11 protein-coding genes and 1 tRNA gene are annotated in these 13,961 nt (G+C 56.5%); all 12 read left to right on the top strand.

The features are described from left to right. Positions 1 to 68: 68 nt before the first annotated feature. Positions 69 to 166, top strand: a tRNA-Sec gene (locus tag K7R21_RS02290). A 287-nt stretch (positions 167 to 453) separates the two neighbouring features. Then, positions 454 to 2,421, top strand: coding sequence for an ATP-binding protein (locus K7R21_RS02285; RefSeq protein ID WP_224981682.1), 1,968 nt, complete (start codon positions 454 to 456; stop codon positions 2,419 to 2,421). Continuing rightward, positions 2,418 to 3,776, top strand: coding sequence for a sigma-54-dependent transcriptional regulator (locus K7R21_RS02280; RefSeq protein WP_224981681.1), 1,359 nt, complete (start codon positions 2,418 to 2,420; stop codon positions 3,774 to 3,776). The genes K7R21_RS02285 and K7R21_RS02280 overlap by 4 nt, the downstream gene beginning before the upstream one ends. A 133-nt stretch (positions 3,777 to 3,909) precedes the next feature. After that, on the top strand, positions 3,910 to 4,194 hold the full coding sequence (locus K7R21_RS20900) for an Os1348 family NHLP clan protein (protein ID WP_404813617.1): 285 nt from the start codon (positions 3,910 to 3,912) through the stop codon (positions 4,192 to 4,194). 95 nt (positions 4,195 to 4,289) lie between these two features. Beyond that, on the top strand, positions 4,290 to 5,363 hold the full coding sequence (locus K7R21_RS02270) for a DUF3089 domain-containing protein (RefSeq protein ID WP_224981679.1): 1,074 nt from the start codon (positions 4,290 to 4,292) through the stop codon (positions 5,361 to 5,363). 73 nt (positions 5,364 to 5,436) lie between these two features. Then, positions 5,437 to 7,170, top strand: a complete 1,734-nt coding sequence (locus tag K7R21_RS02265) for a TIGR03768 family metallophosphoesterase (protein WP_224981678.1) — start codon at positions 5,437 to 5,439, stop codon at positions 7,168 to 7,170. A gap of 9 nt (positions 7,171 to 7,179) precedes the next feature. Further along, a complete protein-coding gene (locus tag K7R21_RS02260) occupies positions 7,180 to 8,052 on the top strand; it encodes a hypothetical protein (RefSeq protein WP_224981677.1) in 873 nt (290 codons plus the stop codon). 46 nt (positions 8,053 to 8,098) lie between these two features. Next, complete coding sequence (locus K7R21_RS02255) at positions 8,099 to 8,443, top strand: cytochrome c3 family protein (RefSeq protein ID WP_224981676.1); 345 nt, start codon at positions 8,099 to 8,101, stop codon at positions 8,441 to 8,443. Between the two features lie 42 nt (positions 8,444 to 8,485). Continuing rightward, on the top strand, positions 8,486 to 10,054 hold the full coding sequence (locus tag K7R21_RS02250) for an FAD-dependent oxidoreductase (protein ID WP_224981675.1): 1,569 nt from the start codon (positions 8,486 to 8,488) through the stop codon (positions 10,052 to 10,054). Positions 10,055 to 10,130: 76 nt separating this feature from the next. Then, complete coding sequence (locus K7R21_RS02245) at positions 10,131 to 11,534, top strand: amidohydrolase family protein (protein WP_224981674.1); 1,404 nt, start codon at positions 10,131 to 10,133, stop codon at positions 11,532 to 11,534. After that, positions 11,531 to 13,378 carry a carbon starvation CstA family protein gene (locus tag K7R21_RS02240; RefSeq protein WP_224981673.1) on the top strand — a complete coding sequence of 616 codons (1,848 nt, stop codon included), beginning with the start codon at positions 11,531 to 11,533 and terminating at the stop codon, positions 13,376 to 13,378. Before K7R21_RS02245 ends, K7R21_RS02240 begins: the two co-directional genes overlap by 4 nt. A gap of 133 nt (positions 13,379 to 13,511) precedes the next feature. Continuing rightward, positions 13,512 to 13,949, top strand: coding sequence for a nucleoside deaminase (locus K7R21_RS02235; RefSeq protein WP_224981672.1), 438 nt, complete (start codon positions 13,512 to 13,514; stop codon positions 13,947 to 13,949). Positions 13,950 to 13,961 lie beyond the last annotated feature (12 nt).

Raw genomic sequence — 13,961 nt, 5'->3', positions numbered from 1 at the left:
GTATATGATTTAACATATTGACTAACTGTTGGAGATGCTTTAAACAAGTGCCACGAGAGAACGAATGAGGAAGCACCACCGTCGCTGGTGGGCGGCCCGGTCTTCAAAACCGGTGTGGGGGGTGAGAAACTTCCCAGGTGGGTTCGATTCCCATGTGCTTCCGCCATCTCCATCTGCAGATCCCAAAGGGGCGAATAATCATTCGCCCCTTTTTTCTTCCGCTCCCGATCAGTAACCCTTTACCAACAGAATCCACAAAACCCGCTGCCGGTCTTTCAACTGATCCCTGCCAGCCTCGACTGTTTGAGGCTCTAGCCATGTCTTTCCACCTGCGCGTAAAACCTCATAGATACTTTTCAAGATAACTGACTGAGCTGTCGATAAGACGGCTTGAGACGAACCGCTGATCCCAAGGTGTTTGTCTCAAAAGTACCTATAAGAAGGGCGTGCTCAATGGATGCAATTGACCATGAAGAAATCCGGCAGCTGTTTGACGATTACCAGCGGATGTATGCGTCCCGCGATGATCGGCTGACAACCTTATTCAGCAAGAACTTTTCCGGGTTTACCGGGGGGGGGGATAAGCTGATCAAAGACCGGGAGGAATGGGTCGCGATCACCCGTAAGGATTTCGCCCAGGTTAAAGATCCGCTCAGGATCGAGCTTAAAGACCTGGCTATCCAATCCTTGTCAGACACCATCGCCGTTACCACCGCCTTTTCCACGCTTCACCTGCCCATTGAAGATCACGTCCTGTCACGGACGGTAGCCCGTCTGGTACTGATTTTCCGCAAGGAAGCCTTCGGCTGGAAAATCTGCCACAGCAGCATATCACTTCCCGATGGCATGGCCCGTGCCGGCGAAGTCTATCCGCTGCAGGAACTCACGGAACGCAATCAGCTGCTGGAGGAGCAGGTCGCAGAGCGAACGATACAACTTTCGGAGGCAAAGAAAGCCGCGGAAGCCGCCAGCCGTGCAAAAAGCCAGTTTCTGGCCACCGTCAGCCATGAGATCCGTACCCCATTGAACGCCCTGGTGGGATTTAGCAGCCTGGTTCGCACTACGACCGATCCCGTCAAACTGGAACAGTACCATGCAATCCTCGAGCAATCGTCCCGCTCCCTTATGGAACTGGTCAACGACATTCTGGATATGAGCAAAATCGAGGCCGGACACATGGAGCTCGAAGCGGTGCCGTTCAATCTGCGTCAGCTGGCAGGCGGGCTGGAAGAACAGTATCGCCCTCTGGCGGAGCAGAAAGGTTTGGCTTTCCGGACCGTAATGGCCGATGGGCTTCCGGAGTGGGGCTTTGGTGACCCCGTCCGCCTGCGTCAGATCCTGGCCAACCTCCTTGCCAACGCCGTCAAGTTCACCAATAGCGGTGAGGTTGGCTTCGTCGTCAGCTCGTCCGATCGTATCTTGACAGCCGGGGAGCCGCTGGTTCGTTTTGAGGTGAGGGACACCGGCATCGGCATTCCCGAAGCTGCCCGTTCCCATCTTTTTAAACCGTTCCGGCAGCTCGATGCGACGATCAGCCGCAAATTCGGCGGCAGCGGGCTCGGGTTGGCCATCGTGCACAGCCTGGTCGAAATGATGCGGGGGCGTATCACCGTGAATAGCCGACACGGCGCCGGGAGCTCTTTTTTAGTCGAGTTGCCTTTGCGCGAAGCCGAACCATTGTCCGATGAGCCCCCAAACCCCGTCGACCTGGTTTCGGGCTCGGTGCTGGTTATTGAGGATAACGAATTCAACCGCCGGCTGCTGGGGGATATTTTGTCCAGCTGGGGGCAACAGGTTGTATTGGCGGATAACGGGTCGCAGGGGCTTAAGTTTTTGGAACAGCGACCTTTTGACCTGGTCCTGATGGATATCCGCATGCCTGACATGGACGGCATGGAGGTCGCCCGCCGGATCAGGGGCCGTGAGCAGGAGGGACGGCAGGCACCCGTTCCGATCATCGCCATTACCGCCGATGTCGAAGCGGCCACCTTCGAAGCCTGCCTGGAGGTCGGCATCAACGCGGTGCTGCCCAAACCGGTTGTCCCCGAACAACTGGCCAAGGCCATGCATGATCAGTGTGAAAGAACCATCTCGCAAATCGGTGGGGAGCAGCTCTTGAACAGGCAAACCTGCAGTGACCTGAACAACAACCCCGAGCGTGCGCGGCAGTATCGTGAGATGCTGCTGGCCGACATCGACGATGAACTGGAAATTCTGCAGACCGCCCTTGGGAACGACGATCGCAATAGTCTTGGCCGGGCCGCCCACACCCTGAAAGGTTTGTGCGGGCACCTTGCCGACCGGAAACCGGCAGAGCTGGCGTCCTGGCTGCAACACAACGCCCTCTCTGCCAGTCCTGAACAGCTAAGGCTGGTAATGGAACAATTACCAGCCGGATTGGGGAAGGAGTGCGCACCATGAAACCAAGTGCACGGTTGCTGGTGGTCGATGATAAAAAGAGCTACCGCTTCATGATCAAGGGGTACCTGGAGGATGCCGGGTACCAGGTAGAATGCGCAGCAAGCGGGGGGGAGTCCCTGGCGCTGCTGGAGCAGGACGGTTTTGACCTGGTGCTGTCCGACATGGTTATGCCGGAAATGGACGGCATGACATTGCTGCGCCAGGTGCGCAGCAGTCATCCGCTACTCCCGTTTGTGGTCATCACCGCCCATGGCAGCATTGACACCGCTGTGGCGGCCATGAAAGAGGGAGCCAATGACTACCTGCTGAAACCGCTCATCCAGGAAGAACTGCTGGTGGTGGTGGAGAGGCTCTTGGAGTGTGCCCGGCTGCGGGATAACTATGGCCGCATAGTCGATTCGGAACGGGAAAAGTACAGTTTTCAAAACATCACCAGTATCTCCCCTGTCATGGGAAAAACGCTGTCAGCGGCAAAGACGGTGGTCGCTTCGCCCCGCACCACCGTTTCCATCCATGGAGAAAGCGGAGTGGGGAAAGAGGTGCTGGCCCGGGCCATCCATGTGGGCACCGGACAGACCATGGCCAGTTTCGTAGCCGTCAACTGTGCTGCAATTCCGGAAACCCTTTTGGAAAGCGAGCTGTTCGGCCACGTGAAGGGCGCCTTCACCGGTGCCGACCGCGAGCGCGAGGGGAAGTGCAGCCGGGCACAGGGAGGCACCCTGTTTTTGGACGAGATCGGCGACATGCCGCTGTCGCTCCAGCCCAAGCTGCTGCGTCTTTTGGAGGAGAGGGTGTACGAGAAGGTCGGTTCCGACCGGCAGGTGACCGCCGACTTCAGGATCATCGTTGCTACCCATCGCGACCTGGATGAATGCTGCAACCAGGGAACCTTCCGGCGGGATCTCTACCATCGGCTGAATATCTTCCCGATCACCATCCCACCCCTGCGCGAACGCCGCGAGGACATTCCGCAGCTTTCGGAACATTTACTGAACAGTTTCCGGAAACATCAGGGGAAATCGCTCCCCGGCCTCTCCCGGACTGCCCTCGACCTGATGCTTGCCCATGACTGGCCCGGCAACGTGCGGGAGCTGCGCAACATGCTTGAATATGCCTGCATCGTCACCAACGGCGAACTGATCCAGCCCGAACATCTACGTCTGCACAAAGAGCCCCCAACTTTTCATCACGGCCCTGCCGATGACCGGGTCTGCCTCAATTTCAACTTCTCACCCGAAGATTTCTCGTTGGATGCCGTCAACGCACAGGTGATGGCGTGGGCGCTGGAGCAGTGCAAGGACAACAAATCCTCCGCCGCACGCCTGTTGAAAGCCTCCCGGAAGCTTTTCTACTGACCTCATCATCCGCAGCTGTCCAATTTCGGACAACTTGTCCAGCCCGGGACAAGCCCCCTCTATCGTATTTCCATAACTCACTGAAATTCAGCGTTATTTCGTCTGGCACAAAACTCGCCTCTCCTAATGTGTAATGGTTCTTCGCAACGAACAAATCTGTCCCGTTTCGGACAGAGCGTCAGGGCCGGAGGTAGCAATGTCACAAGATGCGGTTGAGCGAGTACTGGGGCGACTGATTACCGATGCACGGTTCCGCCGCGCCGTGGGTGATTCCCTTGAGGAGGCATGTGTGCAGCAAGGCTATAGTCTGTCCCCCGCTGAGCTGCGGTTTTTGTCGGAACTTGAGCTGAAGGGGATTAGCGCCCTTGCAGCCAGGATTAATCCCGGGCTGTGTCGTGCGGACACCCCGCTTCCGTGAGGCATGAATACGATATCGCGTCAGGGAGATGCGGTGGGTCTTTGATGTAAAAAATACAAGGCGTGCAGGCAAATAAAAGATTATAGGGGGATCACATGAAGATCAGATTGTTTGTTGTGTTGTTCGCAGTCCTTTCGACCTGTCTTGTCGTTGCCGGATGCGGGAGTGACAATTCCGGTCCCGTGGCCATCGACTATGCAAAGGCTAGCAGTTGGCTGTCCTTGCCTTCCCAGCTTGATGCCCCCAAAAACGTCGATGTCTTCTACGTCTATCCGACTGCATATTCGGCAAGCCCGGGCGGGCCGCTTATCAGCGAAATAGATGACGCCATGATGATGACCGGTGCCAAATATTCCTTTCAGAAAAATGCGACCGCCTTTGCCACTGTCGGCAACATCTATGCCCCCTACTATCGCCAGGCGGACGCCCTCTACACCCTGGCTTTGCCGACTACAGACGCTGTCTATGATTTTATTGGCGGGACACCGGCCACGGACGTCACCGCAGCGTTCGATTACTACATCAAAAACTACAACAACAACCGGCCGTTCATTCTGGTGAGTCATTCCCAGGGGTCAACGGTAGTCGCGCTCCTGCTGCAAAACTACATGAAAGCCCATCCCGACGTCTATCAGAGGATGATTGCCGCCTACGCCATCGGCTGGTCCTTCACTCCTGACTATTTCGACCGCAATCCCCATTTGAAATTCGCCCAGGGGCCGGATGATACCGGTGTGATCATCTCGTACAACACCCAAAGCCCTTCCTTTACGGGCAGGAACCCCGTGGTCTTCCCGGGTGCCATGGCAATCAACCCGATCTCCTGGACCAGAACGGCAGCAACGGCACCAGCCGCAGACAATGTCGGCTCGCTGCGCCTGTTCGATGCATCTGCACCGGCCCCGTTTTACGAGGGGGATGTTGTAGTCCCCGTGCAGACCATAACCGGCTATGCCGATGCGCAAGTCGCCACAATAAACCCGGTCACGAGCGCTCTTGACCCCAATTCCGCAACAAGCGTGCTCCTTTGTTCTACCGTCGACCCGGCAACGTTCAAGCGCCCGAGCCCTATCGCACCCGGCTTTTATCACAGCTATGACTTCCCGTTCTATTACGGCAACCTTGCCGCCAACGCCGCCAACCGCGTTGCCAAGTTTCTCAACCCGTAGAGGATAACCACCGGAAAGGTATGCTGCGCTTTAAGTTCACCAACGGAAACAGTTAAGTTTTACGGGAGAGATCATGGTGACGAAGAGGTATCATCAGCATCTCAGGGCCTTAAGCGTACTTCTTGCCATGGCAATCCAATTGCAGCTGGCGGCATGTGGAGGGGGCGACTCCAATACTCCGCCAGTTGTGCAATGGCCAATCGCGAAAGAAGTATTCACCACTGCCCAGCAGCAGATCCTTCCCATAGGGCTGCCGGCGGATACGCCACAGATCAACCCGGCGGATGTGCATCTCTACTCGCAATTCGGCTACAACGCCTGGCATACAGGTTCAGGGCTGGCTTCGGTTAAACGGACCGAACTCGCGCCCGCCTATGACGGCTCGCCCAATGCCACGCGTCTTTTGTCTTTTTTTGCCATGACCGACACCCACATTGCCGACAAAGAATCCCCGGCCCAGCCCCTTTATGTGGGCTGGAGCGCGCTCTATGGCCCAACCTCAGCCGGCATGTCGTCGGCCTGGTCGTCCACCATGCTCTCGACCCCCCAGGTCCTTGACGCTGCCGTCCAGACGGTCAACGCCTTGCACAAAAAGTCGCCATTGGATTTCGGCATCTTCCTCGGTGACGCCATCAACAACTCCCAATATAACGAGCTGCGCTGGTATATCGATGTCCTGGACGGCAAGGTCATTACTCCGAGTTCCGGCGCTCATCTGGGAGCCGATACCATCGATTATCAGAAACCTTTTAAGGCTGCAGGAATCGACAAGGCGATACCCTGGTATCAGGTCATCGGCAACCACGACCAGTTCTGGATGGGATCTTCCTACGAAAACGAGAAGACACGGCTGGCGCATATCGGCAACACCGTGCTCAACCTGGAACTCGGTCCGCCATCAGCCGGCGGCGTATACCGAAGCGGTCCGTATATGGGGGTAGTCGATGGTTCCGATCCCTTAGGCAGGGTAATATTGTCCGGTCCACAGGAGAACTTTGCCACCCCACCGACCGTGGTCGCCGATCCTGCCCGACGGACTCTTGCCACCCCCGAATCGTCAAGTCTCAATTGGATGAAGGAATTTTTTGCAACTACTTCGAACCCCATCGGGCACGGTTTCACCCAGACAAACCTGGAAAACGATTTCGCTTCTTACAGCTACGAACCTAAGGCCGGCATACCAATCAAAGTCATTGTTCTGGACGACACCTGCAAGGGAGCAGGTCAGCCCAATTATGCCTTAGGCTGCCTCGACCAAAATCGTCTCGACTGGCTCCAAAACGAACTGCAGAAAGGTCAGGACGAAAACAAGCTCATGATCATCGCGGCACATGTCCCGATCAACCCGCAGATAAGCGCCACCGACACGGCAAATTTCCCCTTTTTCCGGACTCCCGGCTTCACAGAGGCCACACTGCTCCCGATTCTCCACAGCTACGACAATCTGATCCTGTGGATCTCGGGACATTATCACCGCAACGTCGTTACCCCCCAAGCCGTAGTGGGCGACCCCGCTCACAGCTTCTGGGAGGTCGAAACCTCTTCACTCCTGGATTTCCCGCAGCAGTTCCGACTTTTTGATATCTACCGCAACGCTGACAATACCATTTCAATCAAGATCACCAATGTCGATCCAGCCGTTGCGCCGGGGTCCCCAGCCGATAAATCACGCGGATATGCAATCGCCGCGGCACGGATATTCGGCGCCAACGACGCGGTGCGCGCAGACATAACGTCCCATGCGTACAACGCCGAGCTCGTCAAGCAGCTGAGCCCTGCAATGCAGAGCATAATCGCCAATTACTAAGGAGGCTCCGTGCGATCTCCTAAGCTTACGACCACCTTGTCGCTTTTATCTGTCATCTGCCTGCTGGCCGCCTGCGGCAGCGCTTCGTCGGAGCGCTCTCCGACACCGGTCAGCCTGCAGGCGCAGTATTCCAGCGCCGTGGCCGATGCCCGCACGGCAACTCCGGCAGAGATTTCACGCTACTTAACACCTATCAACAACGAGAATCCCGATCTGGTCTGGGAAAACGGCGTGGTCGGGTCACGGCTGCTGGTGGTGACCTGGCTGGGGGATGCTGGAAAATACTACAAATGCTCAGATCCTGCTGGCTGCAGCGGCAATACAGCCTGCGTGGAAGGGGGCGAATGCCCGACCTATAAGTACGATTCCTGGGTGACCGTGGTGCCGGAGATCAGGAACTACTTCGGGAACACCGTGCCACAGCCGTTACGGATCGCCCAGTTACTGGGGTTGCCACCCGAATATGCCGTTGCGGGTGATCCCAAAGAGGCGAAATACATGCTCGAGATGTGGGTCTCGCCGCAGGACCTTTTCCGCCCCTGTCCCGACAGCGAGATATCCGATACGGCCTGCGAAACCAGCTTTCCGAGCGACCCCTTCCGCATGCTGGATCTGAACAACAAGGTCAGGGCGACCGAAGGGACGGACTACGGGGTATTCAAAACCTATTCCTCCTGGTTCAACAACCGCACCAGAAACATCTACAGCACCGGCTCATCCCCCTACCCCTGGACCCGACTCGGCTATACCTATGACTGGGGCAGCAGCAACCACACCGGCCTGAGCGAATTCGTCCTGCACGGCAGAAAAGTGGATGGTTCGACCATTTCAGTCGGGATCAAATCCGTCAGGACAACGGCGGAATATTTTACGAAACAGTAGCCTTTCCTCTTATGAAAAGCGGCCGTGCCGCAAAAGGAGCTGCAGAATGATTCCAGCAAGGGTTTTGTTGTGTGTCATGACGGCTGTCGTATTGAGCCGGCCCTGCAGTGCAGCCCTGCCGGGAAAAAACTATCATTCGCTGGCGAACATCACCTGTGAACAATGCCATGGGAAGGACCATGAACGGGAAGTGCCGACCATGGAACAATGTGTCGCCTGCCACGGCAGCACGATACAGCTTGCGGAAAAGACAAAAGGCGTCAAACCGAGAAATCCTCATATCTCTCCGCACTACGGTACGGAACTCGATTGCAATTTCTGTCATCATCAGCACGCCAAATCGGAAAATTACTGCCTTCAGTGCCACGCTTTTGGCTTCAAAACACCCTGATTTTGAACAAATAACTCTACCGGTCAAAGGGATGGATCACATATGCCTGATACGACAATGCTTCGAAAGGCGGCTGATAAGATCATCACACAGGTGATGCTCTTTGCCATCATTCTGGTCATGGTTCCGCCGCCCCTAATTCTGGCAGCAGAAAAAGAACAACGGCATGATGTCGTCGTGGTTGGTGCCGGCATAGCGGGACTCTCTGCCACCTGGGAGTTGGCGCAAAAAGGTTTTGATGTTGCCGTCATTGAGATGCAGCCTCTTTATGGCGGGACCGCAACGATGAGCGAGGGGGCTCTCTGCATCGTAGGCACACCGGAGCAGGCGAATGCCGGCATCATCGATTCGCCGCAGATCGCTTTTAACGATTTCATGACCTATGGTAGCGACCCGAACGGTCCCGGTCCCGATGTCGAATGGGTGCGTTATTACACGAACGAGTCTCGCCGTGAAATTTACGATTGGCTTGTCGGGCTGGACGTCCGTTTTGAGAAGAGCCCGGTCCTCATGCCGGGAAACAGTGTCCCGCGCTGGCATAAAGTCATCGGCAAAGGGAGAGGACTGGTCGATCCGATCTACCGGGGGTGCACGCAGAATAGCAGGGTGAAGTTTTTCTACGGCCATAAGGCGCTTTCGTTGATCAGGGACAAAAGCGGCCGGATTTCAGGCATCAGGACACAGCGGCTCAAAGACAAGGTAGCTGTCGATTACCTTGCGCCGGTCGTGATACTGGCGACGGGAGGCTTTCAGGGCAATATGAAGATGGTGAGAAGTTATTGGTCCGACAAACAGCCCCTTCCGGAAAAGATCCTGGTAGGCGCCGGAATAAACGCCACGGGCTCAGGCCATGACATGGCCCGGGCCGTGGGCGCCCGATTGCTCAACATGCAGTACCAGTGGAACTATTCCACAGGGCTGCACAGTCCCTCCGACATCACCGGCTCGCGAGGATTGAACGCTTTCAGTCAGCAGTCGATCTGGGTCAACAGGGCAGGCCGACGTTTTGTCAACGAATCTCAGGACACCAAGACGACATTTCCCGAACTGATGAAACAGCCCGGCGGCACCTACTGGGCGGTATTTGACAGTGCGGCCCGCAGCAGTTTTTTTATATCAGGCTGGAGCCGGGAGTCGATAGAAGAGGGGCTTTTCAATAACCCACAAAGCAGCCAGTTTGTGAAATCCGCACCGACTATAGCGGAGCTGGCGGCGGCTGCGGGACTTCCACCGCAGACGCTCACTGAGACCGTGAACCGCTGGAACGCTATGATAACCGCGGGTAACGACGTTGATTTCGGCCGCATCGGCTGCTGCCGTACCCCCTGGTCCAATCCGAGCAGGATCGAACGGGCGCCTTTTTACGCCGTTCAGTTCTACCCGCTGGCACGAAAAAGCATGGGGGGCGTATCAATCGATGGGTCCTGTCGGGTCCTCGATGAGTCGGGAGGGCGCATTCCCGGCCTCTATGCCGCCGGGGAACTGACCGGTCTCGCCGGTGTCAATGGGAAAGCTTCACTTGAAGGAACCTTCTTGGGAGCGTCCATTCTGACCGGCCGTGTGGCGGGCCGGGCAGCTGCGGCGGAACTGGCAGATAAAACAAAACCATGATGTTTCCGTTCAGGATGGCCCCAGATGCGCATCCAACCGTAGCGGTTATCACCTTCAGGACGGAGGCCTCAACTAGATGAAAGTATTGAACCTTGTTTTTATCTTGTTTTTGATTGTCGGCTGTCGAAACGTGAATGGTGCGACACCCCCGGTGGATCTTATCATTGCCGACGGTTTGGTCGTTTCTATGGATGACGGCATGACCATTCTCGAACACGGCAGCGTTGTTGTAGACAGGGGTGTCATAGTGGCCATCGGCCCTTCGGCAAGCATGGAAAAGAGATATACCGCCGCGCAGAACATCGATGCGGCGGGCAAAGTCATCATGCCCGGCCTGGTGAACACCCATACCCACGCAGCCATGACCCTCTTCCGGGGGCTGGCCGACGACCTGCCGCTTGACACCTGGCTCACGAAGCATATCTGGCCGGCCGAGGCCCAGTTCATCACCGCCGCTTCAGTCCGCACCGGCGCCAACCTGGCGCTGGCTGAAATGATTCGCTCCGGCACGACCACCTTCAGCGACATGTATTTTTTTGCGGACGAACTCGCTCAAGCGTCGAAAAAAGCCGGCGTCAGAGCGGTTGTGGCGCAAGCGGTGCTTGATTTTCCAACACCTGACAGCAAAAGCCCTGAAGAGAGTTTTACGACCATTGAAAAGTTGGCTTCCAAGTGGAACAACGACCCGCTGATAACGATTGCGGTCGGACCCCACTCTCCGTACACCTGCTCCCCTGATACGCTCAAGTCCGCAAAAAAACTGGCTGACGCTTTGGGGCTGCCGCTTTCGATACATGTTGCCGAAACCCGCGAGGAGGTCAGCGACATCACGGTAAAATACGGCGTGCCCCCCTTTGAGCATCTCGATCATCTCGGCTTTTTCGGGGGCACGGTCATCGTGGCCCATGCCGTATATCCGACCGCCGGAGAAATCCGACTCATGGCGGAAAGACGGGTGGGTGTGGCCCATAATCCCGAAAGCAACATGAAACTGGCCAGCGGTGTTGCCCCCGTACCGGAGATGCTCCGGGCTGGCATCGCCGTCGGACTCGGTACCGACGGGGCAGCCAGCAATAACAATCTGGACATGTTCAAAGAGATGAACGCCGCCGCGTTGCTACAAAAGGTGTCACGGCTTGATCCGACTGCCATGAGTGCCCGCGACACGGTCAAAGCAGCCACCATCGGCGGCGCGAAGGCATTGGGGCTGGAAAAGCGCATCGGTTCGTTGGAAGAGGGGAAGCGGGCCGACCTGATCGTGATTGACCTTAATAGCCCACACCTGATTCCGTTGTACAACGTTTACTCACAGCTTGTGTATGCCGCACACGGAACGGATGTGGAAACCGTGATCATTAACGGCAAGGTTGTCATGAAGAACAGGAAGCTTCTTACGTTGGATGAAGAGATGGTCATGCAGGAGGCAAGAAAGCTTGCCCTGAAGATCGTCGAGTCCAACAGCGTGGCAGGTGTCCCATGAATTCATTCACTCTTATTTTTACTGCGGCCTGTCTTTTCGCCATCGCCTACCGGTTCTACGGACTGTTTCTGGCTAACAGGGTCATGGACCTGCGCGTGGAACTGGAAACACCTGCTGTGCGCTACGCAGACGGCCATGATTACCTGAAGACCAATAAGTACCTCCTCTTCGGTCATCACTTTGCCGCCATTGCTGCAGCCGGACCGCTCTTGGGTCCGGTGCTGGCGGCCCAGTTCGGTTTCCTCCCGGGTGCGCTCTGGATTTTGATCGGTGCAGTGCTTGCGGGCGGGGTGCACGACATGGTCGTGCTGTTTGCCTCGGTGCGGCACAAGGGGAAAAGCATCTCGGTCATCGCTGAAGCCGAGATCGGTACGGTGGCGGGGAAAGTAGCTTCAGTCGCCGTGCTCTTCATCCTGATCCTGACCCTGGCCGGGCTCTGCATCGCCGTGGTCAACGCCATGTTCAACAGTCCCTGGGGGACATTCACCGTCTTTGCCACCATGCCCATCGCCATGATCATGGGAATCTACATGCAGAAGATCCGCCCCGGCGACATCAGAGGGGGGAGCATCATTGGCGTGTTGCTGCTGGCGCTGTCGATCTATGCCGGCCCCTATGTCGCCGCCGACCCGACCCTGGCGGGCATGTTGACCTTTTCCAAGAAACAGCTCGCGCTACTCCTTCCGGCCTATGGCTTTGCCGCTTCCACCCTGCCGGTCTGGTTTCTGCTGGTGCCCCGCGACTATCTCTCCACCTACCTGAAAATCGGCACCATCGGCGCTCTAGCCCTGGGTATTGTATTCGTCCATCCGACCTTGCACATGCCGGCCATTACACCCTATTTCTTCGGTGGCGGCCCGATCATCCCGGGTGCCGCCTTTCCGTTTCTTTTCATCACCATCGCCTGTGGTGCCCTATCCGGTTTCCATGCCATTATCGGCACCGGCACCACGCCGAAGATGATTGCCAATGAACGCGACATCCTCTTTGTCGGCTACGGCGCAATGCTGGTGGAAGGCTTTGTTGCTATCATGGCTCTGATCGCTGCCTGTGTGCTGCTGCCGACCGATTATTTTGCCATCAATGCTGCACCCGCCGCTTATTCCAAGCTCGGTCTTGTTCCGGTCAACCTGCCGGAACTGTCTCGCCAAGTCGGCGAGCAGGTCCAGGGACGCCCCGGCGGTGCCGTATCTCTGGCGGTGGGCATGGCCTATATTTTTTCATCCCTATCTTTCATGAAGGGGATGATGGCCTACTGGTATCACTTTGCGATCATGTTCGAGGCGGTTTTCATCCTCACCGCTGTTGATGCGGGGACCCGCGTGGGGCGCTACCTGCTGCAGGAGATGCTCGGCAAACTTTATGCCCCTTTTGCCGACAACTCCTGGACTCCCGGTATCATCCTGACCGGTGCCCTGTTCACCTCGGCCTGGGGTTATCTGGTCTATACCGGAGACATCTCCACCATCTGGCCGCTGTTCGGCATGAGCAACCAGTTGCTGGCCACCTGCGCACTGGTCATCGGAACCATCATGTTGATACGGCTCGGCAAGGCACAGTATGCCTGGGTCACCGCCGGTCCGGGCCTGTTCATGATGCCGATTTGTATGTGGGCCGGGTATCTCAACATAACCCGAAACTTCCTGCCCAAGGGGTTGTATCTCTTGGCGAGTCTGTCTGTCATCCTGATGGCGCTGATGACGGTCGTCTTTGTTTCTGCGTTCCGGCGCTGGCAGGCACTGCTGCGGATCGACGAGAAATTGACTGACAGTAATGGCGACCGGGTGTTGGCGCTGGCCATGGAGCGGGAAGAGGCTGTGCCCCATCTGCCAATGAAGGAATGACAGCAGAGAAAACTCGTCACCCTGGTCACTTACGATATCGTGATTTACAGTATCGTATCAATGCGAGGCAAAATCGCATACACTGCGCCTATTCCAGTGTTTGTCGGCACTGAACCCTGAGAGGAATTTTCACATGGACAAATTCATGCAAGCAGCTCTGGAAGAGGCTCGAACCGGTTTATCAGAAGGCGGAGTACCAATCGGGTCGGTTATAGTGCATGACGGCAAAATTATCGGCAGGGGCCATAACCGAAGAGTGCAACAAGGGAGTGCTATTCTGCATGGTGAGATGGATGCTCTGGAGAATGCCGGGCGCCAGCCCGCCTCTGTATATCGGAACTGCGTGCTTTATACCACTCTCTCGCCTTGCCCTATGTGCAGCGGTGCCATTATCTTGTATGGGATACCGCATGTCATAATCGGGGAGAACCGCACGTTCATGGGTGAAGAGGATGTCCTCAGGTCGCGTAATGTGACCGTTGAAGTACTGCAGGACGAGCAGTGTATTGGTATGATGGAAGAGTTTATTCGGCAAAAACCTGAACTGTGGAATGAAGATATCGGGGTGTGACCCTGAAGGGGC

Source organism: Geomonas agri (assembly GCF_020179605.1).
Classification (GTDB): domain Bacteria; phylum Desulfobacterota; class Desulfuromonadia; order Geobacterales; family Geobacteraceae; genus Geomonas; species Geomonas agri.
This window is presented reverse-complemented; position numbering and strand designations above follow the sequence as displayed.